The sequence below is a fragment of the Emticicia aquatilis genome, from assembly GCF_014644295.1.
Taxonomy (GTDB): Bacteria; Bacteroidota; Bacteroidia; order Cytophagales; family Spirosomataceae; genus Emticicia; species Emticicia aquatilis.
Genome location: NZ_BMKK01000004.1, coordinates 330,010 through 344,719, shown reverse-complemented (window position 1 = coordinate 344,719; position 14,710 = coordinate 330,010). Strand labels below are relative to the sequence as shown.

General features: G+C 37.7%; 12 protein-coding genes. 4 read left to right on the top strand and 8 right to left on the bottom strand.

Translation table 11 applies throughout. The features are described from left to right. Positions 1 to 239 precede the first annotated feature (239 nt). From IEX65_RS11665 to IEX65_RS11650, 4 genes are read right to left on the bottom strand one after another with little or no spacing between them, the layout of a single operon-like run. Positions 240 to 1,751 (bottom strand): 4-hydroxyphenylacetate 3-hydroxylase family protein, encoded by a 1,512-nt coding sequence (locus IEX65_RS11665; protein ID WP_188766241.1) that lies wholly within the window; start codon positions 1,749 to 1,751, stop codon positions 240 to 242. Beyond that, on the bottom strand, positions 1,748 to 2,659 hold the full coding sequence (locus IEX65_RS11660; RefSeq protein ID WP_188766240.1) for an alpha/beta fold hydrolase: 912 nt from the start codon (positions 2,657 to 2,659) through the stop codon (positions 1,748 to 1,750). The genes IEX65_RS11665 and IEX65_RS11660 overlap by 4 nt, the downstream gene beginning before the upstream one ends. A 29-nt stretch (positions 2,660 to 2,688) precedes the next feature. After that, positions 2,689 to 3,855, bottom strand: a complete 1,167-nt coding sequence (locus IEX65_RS11655; protein ID WP_188766239.1) for a hydroxymethylglutaryl-CoA reductase — start codon at positions 3,853 to 3,855, stop codon at positions 2,689 to 2,691. A gap of 20 nt (positions 3,856 to 3,875) precedes the next feature. Then, the gene (locus IEX65_RS11650; protein WP_188766238.1) at positions 3,876 to 4,634 is read right to left on the bottom strand and encodes an enoyl-CoA hydratase/isomerase family protein; all 759 of its coding nucleotides are present in this window, start codon (positions 4,632 to 4,634) and stop codon (positions 3,876 to 3,878) included. Between the two features lie 154 nt (positions 4,635 to 4,788). Between IEX65_RS11650 and IEX65_RS11645 the strand changes: the two genes are divergently transcribed. Then, entirely contained in the window at positions 4,789 to 6,207 is a 1,419-nt protein-coding gene (locus tag IEX65_RS11645; protein ID WP_188766237.1) for a leucine-rich repeat domain-containing protein, read from the top strand. 79 nt (positions 6,208 to 6,286) lie between these two features. Continuing rightward, positions 6,287 to 6,595, top strand: coding sequence for a MerR family transcriptional regulator (locus tag IEX65_RS11640; RefSeq protein ID WP_188766236.1), 309 nt, complete (start codon positions 6,287 to 6,289; stop codon positions 6,593 to 6,595). Between the two features lies 1 nt (position 6,596). Here IEX65_RS11640 and IEX65_RS11635 read toward each other — a convergent pair whose 3' ends face one another. Both IEX65_RS11635 and IEX65_RS11630 read right to left on the bottom strand, forming a co-directional pair. Next, positions 6,597 to 8,138 (bottom strand): PorV/PorQ family protein, encoded by a 1,542-nt coding sequence (locus IEX65_RS11635; protein ID WP_188766235.1) that lies wholly within the window; start codon positions 8,136 to 8,138, stop codon positions 6,597 to 6,599. Between the two features lie 189 nt (positions 8,139 to 8,327). Continuing rightward, complete coding sequence (locus tag IEX65_RS11630) at positions 8,328 to 9,656, bottom strand: hypothetical protein (protein WP_188766234.1); 1,329 nt, start codon at positions 9,654 to 9,656, stop codon at positions 8,328 to 8,330. A gap of 392 nt (positions 9,657 to 10,048) precedes the next feature. Here IEX65_RS11630 and proS point away from each other — a divergent pair, with 392 nt between their 5' ends. Together proS and IEX65_RS11620 are read left to right on the top strand one after the other, a co-directional pair. After that, positions 10,049 to 11,524, top strand: coding sequence for a proline--tRNA ligase (gene proS, locus IEX65_RS11625; protein ID WP_188766233.1), 1,476 nt, complete (start codon positions 10,049 to 10,051; stop codon positions 11,522 to 11,524). A gap of 118 nt (positions 11,525 to 11,642) precedes the next feature. Then, a complete protein-coding gene (locus tag IEX65_RS11620) occupies positions 11,643 to 12,062 on the top strand; it encodes an FKBP-type peptidyl-prolyl cis-trans isomerase (protein WP_188766232.1) in 420 nt (139 codons plus the stop codon). 116 nt (positions 12,063 to 12,178) lie between these two features. On the opposite strand, the gene IEX65_RS11615 is transcribed toward IEX65_RS11620, so the two are convergent. Further along, positions 12,179 to 13,135 (bottom strand): acetyl-CoA carboxylase carboxyltransferase subunit alpha, encoded by a 957-nt coding sequence (locus IEX65_RS11615; RefSeq protein WP_188766231.1) that lies wholly within the window; start codon positions 13,133 to 13,135, stop codon positions 12,179 to 12,181. An 86-nt stretch (positions 13,136 to 13,221) separates the two neighbouring features. Further along, entirely contained in the window at positions 13,222 to 14,643 is a 1,422-nt protein-coding gene (locus IEX65_RS11610) for an MBL fold metallo-hydrolase RNA specificity domain-containing protein (protein ID WP_188766230.1), read from the bottom strand. Positions 14,644 to 14,710 lie beyond the last annotated feature (67 nt).

Sequence of the window (14,710 nt, the reverse complement as noted above, 5' to 3'; positions counted from 1 at the left end):
ATTGGTTACTGGTAAATTGGTTACTGGTAAATTGGTTACTGGTAAATTGGTTACTGGATATGTACGATTTCTACCAATAACTAATTTTCTAATAACTAATCACTAAAATTAGGGTGCAAAAATAGCTTAAAAATTGGATTTTTTGAAGTGAATTTGCAGAAAAAGAACCCTATCATAAGATTAAAGATTGACAGGGTTCTAAATATGAAGTTTTGGCTTAACTTTCGGCTGGTGATACCTCAAACATTCACATCAAAAACACGCCCGAAGTAATCACTGATTTCGTTTACCAAGATTTTCTTACGTTGTTTTTCTATACCAGCTAATTCTTGGGCTAATTGTTTTTTGAAATCGAGTTGCATTTGCCGAGCAATCTGAATTCGTTGGGCTTGTGGACTCCCCGCTCCGTGCATTGATTCGGTCAAATATCCCACTGCATTACGTCCCATTGTCATGTTTTCAATCAAACGTAAAATCCTTATGCGGTGTTCAGTAGGAATTTCTGATTTACCTTTTAGGTATTTTTCGAGTAAATGTCCAACTGTTTCGCTCTTGAAATCTCTTTCCGAAGGAAGTGTTACCACGATTCCACCTGCTAAATCTTGTGCCAAACGACTGATTTCATAAGGCAGTTTCGTAACTTGGTGCTTACAAACATTTGCCAGCATCTCATCGGGCAAAAATGCCCCTGATTCAGTAGGCTTCGATTGATAAGATGCCGCAATGCCCGTTGCGTAGATGGTTTCGTTGAGGTGTGTCATCTCGGTTAGTTTATCTTTGATATGGCTGGCTTTGTCTGCCCCATTATACTCAGCAATCGTTGCAGCAGCACCAATCAATACATCACCCACGCCACTTTTACAAACATAGCTTCGGCGATGAAAGCAGGTAAAACGCTCAACAAGCATAGAAGCAAACTCATATTCGCCGTTCATAAAAATTAACTCGTTTGGAATAAATACATTATCTAAAATAACCATCGCTTCCTGACCTCCATACTGAGCATTTCCTACATCAATATCTCCGCCTTCCATGCTTCGAGTATCGCATGACTGCCTACCATAAATGTAGGTGATTCCCTCAGCATCAACGGGTATTGCACCAACAATAGCATAGTCTTTGTCATCTTCAGTAAGTCTAATAGTTGGCATAACGAGCAACCAATGGGAATTTAGGCACCCAGTTTGGTGGGCTTTTGCTCCTGTAATATAAACCCCTTCCGATGTTCGTTTGGTTATATGAACAAATAAATCGGGGTCGGTTTGTTGATGAGGGGCAAGGCTTCTATCGCCTTTTACATCAGTCATTGCTCCACCAATCACCAAATTTTGACTTTGCATTTGTGTGATAAATGCCTTGAATCTCTGATGGTATTTAGTCCCGTATTTTTTATCAATTTCAAAACTTGTTGAATAAAGCGAGTTGAAAGCATCCATTCCTACGCAACGTTGAAAACAAGTACCTGTAAGTTGGCCGAGTCGGCGTTGCATTTTGTTTTGCAATACTACATCTTCTCTGCTTTGAGTAATGTGCAAAAAACGGTTTATTCTTTCACCAGTGAAAGGAGAAGTTGCCGAAGCTAATTCAGGTTCTTGGTTAGCTAAATCATACGTTTCGGCCACCGCATTAATTGATGGACGAATCATCGGATGCTCAACGATATCTTCGACTGATTCACCAAAAAGATATACTTTTAACTTTCTATTTCTAAGACTATTGATGTATTCTTGGCCAGTCGTAATTTTTTTCATGCTTGAATAGATTTTTGTAAATGTTCAATAATTGCTGGTAAAACTTCCTCTAATGCTCCTTTGGGTAATTCATGTCCCATGCCTTCAATCATTATAAGTTGTGAATTTGGAATTAACGAAGCATAAATTTCAGCATGTTTAGGGTTTACGAGCGGGTCGGCTGTTCCGTGTATCACCAATGTTGGTGCTTGGATTCTGTGCAATTTTTCGAGTCTCGAACCCGAAGCAACAATCGCACAAAATTGCTGATACCTTGCACGGGGATTTTGCCCTTTTCTGCGTTCGATACTCTCAGTAAAAACTTCTCTAAAATAAGCTTCATCGAATGGAAAACGATTGCCTCTAAGAAAACGATAGGTGGCTACATAGCTACCCACTGAAATTTTATGATTAGAATATTTATTTTTTATGTAAACTCTTTTGATTAAAAATGGAATACTTCTGACCAATAATTTAAGTTTAAAATCTTTTACAACCGCAGGATTAAGAGCATATCCTGATGACATAATTGAAGTTAAACTTATGACTTTTTCGGGATACTCAATGGCGATGTGTTGGGCAATCATACCGCCCATCGAAACGCCAATAATGTTGGCGTGTTTAATTTGAAGATAATCAAGCAACTCAACACTATCTTTTGCCATATCTTCCAGTTTATAGGGCCTGCTTCTGTGCCATTTATCATTCAACCAAGTCGATAGCCCAATGTCACGATTGTCGAATCTGATTACGTAAAAACCAGCTTCAACTAAAGGCGTGATTACATTATCTCCATATATTACACATTGAGCATCAAGACCCATGATGAGTAATATTGCGGGATTTTGACTTTCACCGAATGTTTCGTAATATATTTCTATCCCATTAACTGGTGCTTTGCCTGATTTATTAACAACTAATTTCGACACAACTTTTACAATTTATTAGATTTAAGGTTTCATCTATTTCTACCCAGTGCTTCATGGCTACTGACCCATTCGTTGGCCACAATAGCCGAAGCCAACGAAAGTTCTCCTGCTAATACAACTGCTGCCATTATTTCGGCCAATTTATATACTTTACCAGCACCGAAACAACCCAATATTTCTAAACATTCCTGTTGAGTGGGTAGGGCAGTACCACCACCGTAGGTAGCAATAATGAGCGAAGGAATGGTTATCGAAATATAATAGTCACCGTTTGGTTTAATTTCACTATGTGTAATTGCTGCCGAGGATTCCGCTATATTAGCTACATCTTGCCCAGTAGCAATAAACATGGCAGTCAGACCATTGGCCGAATGGGCTCCATTATTTGACGAGTTCGATAAAATAGCTCCAACATTTGATAGTTGTCTTTGTTTGAACAGAGCCTCGGCCGATGTGTGCATGATTTCTTGCAATAATTCGTTGGTGATGGTAGCTTCAGCAACGACCCTTTTACCACGACTTTGAAGCGTATTGAGGTGTGAATGTTTTTTATCAGTATCCATATTGGCAGCCATCGAAAAATGCTCTAAGCCTTCAATTCCTTGTTCAAGCATCCAATGGCAGGCTCGGTGCGTAGCTTTCGTGACCATGTTTTGTCCAGCCGCATCGCCTGTCGTAAAATTGAAACGTAACCAATGTAATTTCCCAACGGTATATTGCTCAATATCGGTAAGTTTACCTGATTGCGTAGTTTCTTCTGCTTTTAATTTGATATTTTCAAAATTATCATCCACCCATTGCCCAAATTTCCTTGAGAGCCTTGCGTTTTCAAATACAAATAGTGGGGCTCTTTGCATGGCATCATCGAGTACGGTGCAAGTTACTCCACCTGCTTGGCTCAGTAGCTTCATACCTCTACTATAACTGGCCACTAATGAACCTTCAGTAGTAGCCATCGGAATATAAAACTCCCCTTGTGCATATTCGCCATTGACCTTTATTGGACCCGCTAATCCAACGGGTACTTGAGCCACTCCAATGAAATTTTCGAGATTCCCTCGCAAAATTGTGGGGTCAAACGAATAGTTGGTAATATGTTGAAAAGCTACATTTGTTTGTTCTTGCAAAAACTTTTGCCTTGCTGTAATGATTTCAGCCGAATAGTTATCTGCTTTATTTAATGGAATTTTTGCCATGATTTTGATGCTAAAATCTATTATTTATTTTTCTCAAAGCCACGCAAAAACTCAGTTCTGTCATTGATGTCAGTGATAAACTCACTTTCAATACGCAGACCTTCGGCTAAAGTCGTGTCCATTCCTTCGTTGTACAAATGTTTAAGAGCAGCTATGGTTTGGGCTGAATTTTGGATAATATCATTGGCCATTTCAATACCTGCTTGGTCTAAGTTTTCAAGCGAAACGGCTCTGTTTACTAAACCAATGCGTTCGGCTTCTATTCCTGTGATTGGCTTGCAGGTAAACGACATTTCTTTGGCTTTAAGTGTTCCAACTAATCGTGGTAAACGCTGCGACATTCCCCATTTTGGCAAAATTCCCCATTTGGCGTGCGTATCTCCAATTTTTGCATCTTCAGAAGCAATTATCAAATCGAAAAACATCATTAGTTCGGTTGCACCAGTGTAGCAATGACCGTGTACGAGTGCAATGGCTGGCTGAGGCATTCGACGTAAGATTTTGGCAATTTCGTTACCATCTTGCAAAATATCATCGGCCGTAAACTGACCACCCACCAACGACTCATTCATGGCTTTTAAATCAACACCTGCCGAAAATGCTCTTCCTGAGCCTTTTACTATCAAAACTTTGCAAGTAGCATCAGTCTCAATTTGTAATAGAGCAGTTTTGAGTTCACGAATCATTTTGGGAGTAAGGGCATTGAGCGATGCCGGTCGATTCAGATAAAGCCAAGTGATAGCTTCTTGTTTTTCGATAATAATATCTTGGAATGTCATATTAAATTAGGTCTTATAGATTTAACAAAAATACTGAAAATATGCTGCGTGCATACGGTTATTGAAATTTTGTTTAGTAAAATATTATGAAATACAATAATCAACTAATTTTTTAGTTATATTTGTGTATCTCCAACTAAATCATATCAAACACATGAAAAAACTATTGATTATTTTCTTCTACGCCTCAGTTTCGGCTTTTGCACAACCAAAAGTATATAGAGCAGATGAATTTGAGGCAAAAGTGATGCCGCCACGGCTGCAAAACAGTGAATATCCAAACCTTTCGAGGGTCTCAGATGATGGTCGAAATAATGGTGTAATGAAATACGACTTGGAACTGCGAAAACTCAATTTTGACTTCCGTAAATTTGCTATTTCGAAGCAAATTGATTTGTCAGCATTTGAAAAAAAATATGCTATGCCCATTAATTTACTTTTTAAAGAACAAGGTAAACTTGAATATATAGTTTTTGGCTTTAACCGAATGGTTGTAAATAAGCAGGTATTTTTTGATACTTTGAATGCAAACGAAGATAAACAGTTCAGAGAATTGATAGGAAACTATTTTCAAAATGCTGACTTTTCGAATCTAAAAAATACCCAAAAATGTTCTATTTACACGAGTGTGGCTTTAGGAAAAGAACTAAGAAAAAATAGGAAAAACATGATTTCTACTATCGAAATGGCTGAAAGTTGTAACCAACCTGATACTGTTAAATCATTGGTTTTGAATAAGTTAAATCTTGAAAAGTTTCCTGATGTTGTATTTAGATTTAAAAATTTAGAAAAATTAGATTTGTCGGATAATTACATAGAACAAGTTCCCAAACAGATTTGGGAGTTAAAAAAACTAAAACAGCTAAGTCTAAGCGGAAATTATATTGATTATAGCACTTTTAAGTTCTATAAAAACAAACATTTGAAAGACCTAAATTTACAGTTTACTGGAATGGCAGAACTGCCAAAATCATTAAAAAAGAATCGCAAATTAGAGGTATTATTTGTTGGAAACAATAAGATTGAATTCAGAAAAAATGATTTTCGCCGAATGTCAAATCTTAAAGCTTTAAATCTATACAATGTTAGAACTGAGATACTTCCAAAATCAATCGGAAAACTTAAAAATTTAGAAGAACTTGACCTTTATCATAATGAATTGAAGTTTTTGCCTAAAGAAGTTTGTGAATTATCAAAACTCAAAACCTTGGCGGTTGCAAATAATCAGCTTTGGAATTTACCAGAAGAAATTACCAAATTAACAAACCTTCAAACGCTCTATGCTCATCATAATCGTCTGAATACTTTACCAACTTTGCCGAATCTCAAATTGTTAGATATTGGTTATAATCTTTTCAAGGTTTTTCCAGAGGAAGTCTATCAATTGAAGGATTTAGAGGAGTTTGATATTACACATAACGAAATTATGGATATTCCAGAAGGGCTATTGGCTTTGAATAAGCTTCAGAAAGTATTCATTAAAGGAAATGAGTTTTATAAAACAGATAAGCCAGACGACAAATTAACTAAACTTACCGATAGTTTAGAAAAACGCCAAGTGATGGTTAGGTAGGAATGATGATAGTTTTTTGAGGAAAAAAGTTTAGTTTTGGCAATCGAAACTTTAAGATGTATCACTTTTTTGAGAAACGATGACCAAACTTTATTATTCCACTTCCGAAGTAGCCGAAATGTTAGATGTTAACGTTTCCAGAATTAGATTTTATGAAAAAAAATTTAATCTAAGGTTTAAAAGAAATGGACAAGACCGCCAAATAACACAAAAAGATATTGATATCTTACGAGATATTATCCTAAATGCCGACAAAGGTGGTCTTACGCTGAAAGGTGTAAAAAGAAAAATTAGTAAAAAAAGCGACGAAAATAAAACCAAAAATGCCCTAAGAGCTAAGTTATTAACAATTAGAGCATTTTTGGTTCAAACACTCGAAGATGTTTGATTTAGAAGAAAGTACCTACCGAAATCACAAAGCTCTTTTGGCTATTAGTGATATTAGCCGAAGCATAATTGGCAGTATTTGATAGTTCGTAAGGCGTATAAGCTGTTTTAAAAGTGTTGAAAACACCTGCTAAATCAACAAAAAACTTAGCCGAACGATAACCAACTCCACCAGTAAAAATCATCTGAGAGCGGTCGAGATTATCAATTTTCTGTTTGAAGGGGTCTGGCATATATTTCGCACCAAGTCTCAATCTGATGTTTTCGATACGATATTCGCCTCCAATCTTCAAGTTTACAGCATCTTTATAAGTGTTCTTAATTCTACTTTCTTCTTTTGCAGCTTTTTCATAGCCACTAATGTAGCCATTATTGTCATAATTGGCATATTTGATACTCATACCCGTATAACCTACATATTCGGCATCGGCAGCAATGAAACCTTTCTTGCCAGGTAAAAAGAAGGTAGCACCACCACTTGCTTTAAGTGGCGAAGTTATTTTATAAGAAAACTCATTTTCACGAGTTCTTACTTCATTATACTTTGGCGTGAAAAAAGAAGTTTTTATGGCAATACTTGAATTGAAAACTTCATTGACGGTAATCCAAGTAGGAGATGTGATATTAGCACCTAAACTAATATTATCAGATACCTTAATAATACCACCTATACCTAAGTGCATTCCACCACCGCTTGAAGTCAAATCTTCTTTATAATCAAAGCCATTCAACACTTTACCTTTCGGAAATTGCTCTGAATAATTATTGAGGTTTTCGTAGTTAAGTCTAACAAAACCAACTGTAAAACCAAAATAGGTTTTGTCATTAAAATTCAAGCCATAAGCCAAATTCCACTGACTTTGATTACCAGTACTTGAGTTATTTCCTGTTTGAGTAACAGGCAAACTTGTTTCAGCTTGAGTATATTTTGTATCGTTGCCAGCAACTGGGTCAATCATATATGCCCAATAATACATGCCTTCTGGATAATAAGCCGTTGCAGTTGTTTCTTCAAATTCATCGTCGAGTGTTTTGGCACTAACGTTCAAAGAGTTGGCTTTTTCGGTAAAATAATTACCCATTGAGCTTTTATTATTTGTTCCTGCATAGCTAAAATTTGATAGCAAATTTACTTGTTTAGAGTAAGTAACGGCAAATGTCGAGCGTTTTTTTCGGCCATTGGTGCCTCCACTGCTCATGATAAGCCCCAGTTGTCCAATGTTAGCGTTAGAAGTATTGGCTTTGCTTGTTGAACCAGCATACAGCGACGAAGTATTAATCGAATTGAAAATAGGAGTGATGCTCAATTCTGAACGATTATAGAAACCTAAACCTGCGGGGTTTGAGTAAGCATTGCTTGCATCTGCTCCGAGTGATGTATAACTACCACCCATCCCTTGCATACGAGCTGAGCCTGATATTTTCGACTGCGAATATCTGAAAGCATCTTCTCCGTAAAAATGCCCGCCCAAAGTTAGTTGAGCTTGTGCTTTTATTCCTCCCAAAATCAAAGCAGAGGCCATAAAAATTCGTGTAAGTTTCATTTTAGTACTGAAAAGTTGAAGAAAAATAAACCAGATTTTTAATCTTTAGTATAATTACTTCATAGAAAAGGTAATTGCTAATCTTTGATGGATTTTAATAGAAAACCTCGCCAAACGCTATGATTCAGCGAGGTTTTCGAATGATTCTTAAAATATATCTCTAAAAGAGTCTGAACAAACCTTTACAAATTATCTTGGCCCACGGCTGCTACCACCGCCGCCACCACTTGAGTGACTGCTGCTGCTTGAACTACTACTGCTGCTACCGCCATACGAGCTTGAGCCGCTACTGTTACCCCAGCTTGAAGATGAAGGTGTAGAAGAACCTCTTGAATACCCCGAGTTAGAGTTTGAGTTCGACCAACCTGAGCTTCTTGAAGAGTTACCGCTGCCATTCGACCAGCTATCTGATGAGCGACTGCTTGTTGATGGGCGAGAATAGTTGTAACCGCCATTTGAGTTGCTATTTGAGCTTCCCGAATTTGAGTAAGAACCACCATCTGTACCGCCATTTCTACGTGGACGAGCATAGTAAGTATCGTTTGCACTGGTGCTGCCACCGTAGCTTCTCGAATTTCCTCTGTTGTAGTCATTACTTGCAGCACTACCATTCCATTCTCCATTTCTTGACGGACGAGCGTATTCTGTTCCATTAGTAGAACGTGAGCCATAATTGGCAGAACGACGACCATCAGGTGAGTTTGAACCATTATTTACGGCTGCATTTGTAAATCCACGGTTATAAGTGCTTGAACCACTTCCGCCATCACGTGGGCCATAAGTACGACCAACACGATTGTTGCTCACACCTGATACCCCTGATGTAATATTATTATAGTAATTATTTGTATAGTAATTATTGCCAAAACCACCAAAGCGGTCGTAATAGCCATAAGAGTAATAGCTATATGGGCTATAAAATGAGCTGTAAGGGCTATACCAAGAATTATAACCAAATGGGCTATACCATGAACTGTAAGGGCTGTAAAAAGAATTGAATCCGTAGACACCGCCACCCCAGAATGGGTCATAGAAACGGTTGAAGTTTCCAAAACCGAGGCTTAGGCCAAAACCAGAACCCCAATAGCTGCTACCATAGCCACCCAAATAACCACTTCCGTAGCCAAATCGGTTAAAAGGACTTGTCCAGCCAACTGGCTGACTCCAAGCGTAATCGTTCCAACCTGATTGATAACCATTAGCAAAGCCAGAATCATATCCAGCATCACCATTGTTATTACGATAAACTTTGCGAGAGTTCAAATAATTCTCGTCATAATATTCGTCAGTGCCAGTAGCATTTTCTTGAGATTGTTGTGGCTCTTCTGGTTGATAACGTTGGTTTTCAACGTAATCAGGCGTTTGACGTGGTGTGTAAACTACTTGTGGAGCATCTTTCGACGAACCGTAAGTATCATCATACTCGCCTTTGGTAGTGAGTTGCTTGGTTGAGCTACAACCCCATGCACTCAAAAGCACCGCTACCGATAGATATTTTATTGATTTGAAAGTGTTCATTTTACTATTAATTTAATGTGGGCTTTAAACATTTCTATGTATATGATGCGACAGGGTAGGAAATGGTTGTACGTTCTTTAAAATATTTTTTTCATTTCCCAAAATCAAGCTTTTTCAAACAATCGTCATTTAGACAATCAATTATTGAATAGTAACATTATTTTACAAACTTAATATAAAAACCTATCTTTGCAATCAGTTTGAGCATTAATATCTTATTAGAATTTGACTTAAACTGAGTCATTATAGACTTTTTCTAATAATAAAACGAAAAACGTCTGTCTAAAATTCAATTTTATTAAAATAACTTATTGGAAATACGAAATGAAGTGTTGAATGGTTGTAAAATCATTTACTTCATTCTTAATTCTACATTCTCCATTTAAAAAGATATGAGTAAAGGTCTTCCAAAACGTAGTGAAAACTACTCGGAGTGGTACAACGAATTAGTTAAACGTGCAGATTTAGCCGAAAACTCGGCGGTTCGTGGATGTATGGTTATCAAGCCTTACGGTTTTTCGATTTGGGAAAAAATGCAACGAGCTCTCGATGATATGTTTAAAGAAACAGGTCATACGAATGCATATTTCCCACTTTTTGTGCCGAAAAGTTTATTTGAGGCCGAAGAGAAAAACGCCGAAGGTTTTGCCAAGGAATGTGCGGTAGTAACACACTATCGTCTGAAATCCGACCCAAATAATCCTGGTAAACTAATGGTTGACCCCGAAGCTAAATTGGAAGAAGAATTAGTTGTTCGTCCAACGAGTGAGGCTATTATTTGGAATACCTATAAAAATTGGATTCAATCGCACCGTGATTTACCTATTTTGATAAATCAATGGGCAAATGTTGTGCGTTGGGAAATGCGTACTCGTATGTTTTTGCGTACGGCTGAGTTTTTATGGCAAGAAGGCCACACAGCTCACGCAACTGAAAAAGAAGCAATGGACGAAACCAAACAAATGTTGGATGTATATGCTACTTTTGTTGAAGAATGGATGTCGGTTCCTGTGATTAAAGGCTTCAAAACTGCTAACGAACGTTTTGCGGGTGCAGAAGAAACATTGTGTATCGAGGCTATGATGCAAGATGGTAAGGCTTTGCAAGCTGGTACTTCGCACTTCTTAGGCCAAAACTTTGCCAAGGCATTTGATGTAAAATTCCAGAATAAAGAAGGAAAACTCGAACACGTTTGGGGTACGTCATGGGGAGTAAGTACACGATTGATGGGAGCTTTGATTATGGCTCACTCTGATGATTTAGGTTTGGTACTTCCGCCAAAATTAGCACCGATTCATGTTGTAATTGTGCCGATTTATAAAGGTGATGAAGATTTAGAAGCAATCAAGGCGGTAATTATGCCGATTGTGAAAGAATTGAAATCATTGGGTATTACTGTGAAATTTGATGATAATGATGCTTATCGCCCAGGTTGGAAATTTGCTGAATACGAATTAAAAGGTGTGCCTTTGCGTATGGCAGTTGGTATGAGAGATTTGCAAAATGGCGTAATCGAATTGGCACGTCGTGATACTTTAACGAAAGAAACTCGCCCAATCGAAGGTATTGCAACTTACATAAAAGATTTATTGGATGAAATTCAAACAGCTATTTATCAAAAAGCTTTGAACTTCCGTCAAGAAAATATGTTTAAAGTAGATACTTGGGCAGCGTTTGAAGAACAAATAGAAAAAGGTGGTTTCTTGCTTTGTCACTGGGACGGAACTTCTGAGACCGAAGAAAAAATCAAGGAACTGACAAAGGCTACTATTCGTTGTATTCCTTTAGATGCAGTTGAAGAAGAAGGCGTTTGTGTGTATTCAGGAAAACCTTCAAGTAAAAGAGTAGTTTTTGCGAGAGCATACTAAAAGATATGACGGGGCCGCCCGTCCGGTTATGAGATATGAAGTATATTTACGATTATCTTATTTCTCAAATCTTTCAATCTCATAATTCATAATTTATATCTCATATTTATTTTAAAAAATGGTAAAATCAGGCGATAATGTAGCGGTACATTATAAAGGAACGCTAACCGATGGTACGGTGTTCGACAGTTCAGAAGGCCGTGAGCCTTTAGAGTTTCAAGTAGGTAGTGGTATGGTTATCGCAGGATTTGATTCGGGCGTAACTGGTATGGCTATTGGCGAGAAAAAAACAGTCCATATTCCAGTTGATGAGGCTTATGGCCCAGCCTCTGATGAAATGATTTTTACGTTCAACCGTTTGGATATTCCTGCGGATATTCCGTTGGAAATTGGTGGAACTTTAAATATGCACAATGGTCAACAATCAATGCCCGTGATTGTACGTGAAGTAACTGCCACAAAAGTTATTCTTGATGGAAATCATCCATTGGCTGGTCAAGATTTGATTTTTGAAATCGAATTAGTTTCGGTGAACTAATAAAATTCGGTGATTGTGGGAATCGGACAGCCGAAGCTGTCGAAATCACCGAGTAGTCATAAAAAACGCAATTCTGAATATTTCGGAATTGCGTTTTTTGTTAGTGAAGAATAAGTTTAAACTTCCTCAAATTCTCCCATTGCACAGAATTTCTCAATTCTTTCATCAATGCGTTGTTGAGGTGTTTTCTTCGATAACTCTTCTATTTCGTTCAAAATTCGTTTTTTCAAACGATTCGACATATCGTCCCAATCAAGATGAGCTCCACCAAGCGGTTCTTCAATCACTCCGTCGATTAATTTGTTTTGGAGCATATCAGTCGAGGTGAGTTTCAAGGCTTCTGCTGCTTGTTCTTTATAATCCCAACTTCTCCAAAGAATTGTAGAGCAGTTTTCTGGTGAAATTACTGAATACCATGAGTTTTCAAGCATTAAAACTTTATCACCAATCGCAATTCCTAAAGCTCCTCCCGAAGCACCTTCACCGATAATAATGCAAATAACTGGAACTGTCAAAAGCATCATTTCTTTCAAGTTTCGAGCAATTGCTTCAGCTTGACCACGTTCTTCGGCTTCTAAACCTGGGAATGCCCCTGGAGTATCAATTAGCGTTACGATTGGTTTATTGAATTTTTCGGCTAATTTCATCAAGCGAAGTGCTTTCCTGTAACCTTCAGGATTTGGCATACCGAAGTTTCGGTGCTGACGCTCTTTGGTTTTTCTTCCTTTTTGCTGACCAATAACCATTACAGTCTGCCCTTCAATCGTTGCAAAGCCTCCAACCATAGAAGGGTCATCACGTACAGTACGGTCGCCATGTAATTCGTGGAATTCTTGGCAAATGCGTTCGATATAGTCCAGCGTATATGGGCGGTCTGGGTGACGAGAAAGCTGAACTCTTTGCCAACGAGTAAGATTGGCGAAGGTTTCTTTTTTCAATTGCTCAATATTATCATTGAGCGTACGAACGGCTCCGCTAACATCAACGTTGTTTTCATTAGCAAGGCGTTTCATATCCTCAAGCTTAGATTCAAGCTCGGCAATTGGTTTTTCAAAATCTAAAAGTGTTCTCATTCTTTGCTTAATGAAGAATTAATAATGGAGAATGGATAATAATTTATATGCGTAGCATTTTTCATTATCAATTTTCAATTATCCATTCATATTTCAAATGTTTGTCCTTTTTCTGGAATTACTACTTGATTATACCCAACTTCGGCGAGTGTATTTTTAAAGTTTTGCATGGTGTGTAACTCTCCATGCACTAAAAAAATATTTTTGGTTTTTTCTTTATTTTGAGTTTTTACAAAATCAATCAAATCATCTAAATCTCCATGACCCGAAAACACATCAATCTTTTCTATATTGGCATTGACAGGTAGTTTTTGCCCACCGATACTTAATTCTTTACGTTCGCCATTGAGCAATTTCCAACCGAGTGTATTTTCACTGGCGTAACCAATCATTAAAATAGTAGCATAAGGATTACTGATATTGGCTTGAATGTGATGTTCGATGCGTCCACCAGTTACCATTCCTGATGCCGAGATAATGATGCAAGGCTCTGAATGATTAGAAACTGCCTTACTTGCCTGATTCGACTCCAAATATACTAAATTTTCAAAATCAAACAGTGATTCATTTTCTTCATTGAATTCACGAGCCTGTTTGTTCATCAATCTCACATTCTTTTCGTAGATGCGAGTGCTGGCTTTGGCCAAAGGGCTATCGGTAAATACTTTAATTGGTGTAAAGCCTCGGTCGGTGTAAAGTTTATTGAGGGTGTAAAGCATGGCTTGTGTACGCCCCACACTGAAAGACGGTATAATTAATCGACCTGGAATATCAATACAAGCTCGCTGAATAATATCTGCCAAAATTTCTTCTGGCTTGTTTTCGCTGATATGATGGCGGTCGCCGTAGGTGGTTTCGGTGACTAAATAATCGGCCTGTGGAATTGGGTAGGGGTCAACTAATAAAGGATAGTTTTTGCGGCCAACATCACCCGAAAAACAAATTGTTTTCTTTTCGTTGTTTTCCCAAAATTCAAGATAAACATGAGCCGCACCGAGCAAATGACCAGCTGGATAGAGTGTTACGAAACCATCGTCTTTAAACTTAAATTTTTGGTCGAAAGGAATCGTTACGAAATTGTCAATGGCTTCTTTTACTTGGCGTTCGAGGTAAAGTTCTCTTGAATCAACGTCTTTTCTTTTTTTAGAGCGTTTTTTGCTGTCGTGAATTGCTTTGTATTTCTTTTGGTTGAGCGAAGCCGAATCGAGCAATAAAATCTCGGCTAATTCCATGGTGGCTTTGGTACAAAGTACCTGTCCTTCAAAGCCTTCTTTGTATAAATTTGGGATTTGCCCCGAATGGTCAATGTGTGCGTGTGTGAGAATGATTAAGTTGATGAGTGATGGGTCAAAGGGAAATATACCGTATTCAGACTTGGGAGTCTCATGATTGTTTTCTCGCTCCAAATCAGTACCACAATCTATCAAAACTCTGTATTCATCGTCAAATTCGAGCAGGAACATACTCCCCGAAACTTGCCTTGTTGCTCCCCAGAATGTTAATTTCATATAAGTTTATCAAATGATTAAGAATATTAAAGCATAAATCACATTAACTTAATATTCATGGTACAAA

Excerpts from the sequence above, each read along its gene's own strand:
- IEX65_RS11620 (WP_188766232.1), top strand. The coding sequence starts at position 11,643 with ATGGTAAAATCAGGCGATAATGTAGCGGTACATTATAAAGGAACGCTA.
- IEX65_RS11640 (WP_188766236.1), top strand. The coding sequence starts at position 6,287 with ATGACCAAACTTTATTATTCCACTTCCGAAGTAGCCGAAATGTTAGAT.
- proS (WP_188766233.1), top strand. The coding sequence starts at position 10,049 with ATGAGTAAAGGTCTTCCAAAACGTAGTGAAAACTACTCGGAGTGGTAC.
- IEX65_RS11665 (WP_188766241.1), bottom strand. The coding sequence starts at position 1,751 with ATGAAAAAAATTACGACTGGCCAAGAATACATCAATAGTCTTAGAAAT.
- IEX65_RS11610 (WP_188766230.1), bottom strand. The coding sequence starts at position 14,643 with ATGAAATTAACATTCTGGGGAGCAACAAGGCAAGTTTCGGGGAGTATG.
- IEX65_RS11615 (WP_188766231.1), bottom strand. The coding sequence starts at position 13,135 with ATGAGAACACTTTTAGATTTTGAAAAACCAATTGCCGAGCTTGAATCT.
- IEX65_RS11655 (WP_188766239.1), bottom strand. The coding sequence starts at position 3,855 with ATGGCAAAAATTCCATTAAATAAAGCAGATAACTATTCGGCTGAAATC.
- IEX65_RS11630 (WP_188766234.1), bottom strand. The coding sequence starts at position 9,656 with ATGAACACTTTCAAATCAATAAAATATCTATCGGTAGCGGTGCTTTTG.
- IEX65_RS11650 (WP_188766238.1), bottom strand. The coding sequence starts at position 4,634 with ATGACATTCCAAGATATTATTATCGAAAAACAAGAAGCTATCACTTGG.
- IEX65_RS11635 (WP_188766235.1), bottom strand. The coding sequence starts at position 8,138 with ATGAAACTTACACGAATTTTTATGGCCTCTGCTTTGATTTTGGGAGGA.
- IEX65_RS11645 (WP_188766237.1), top strand. The coding sequence starts at position 4,789 with ATGAAAAAACTATTGATTATTTTCTTCTACGCCTCAGTTTCGGCTTTT.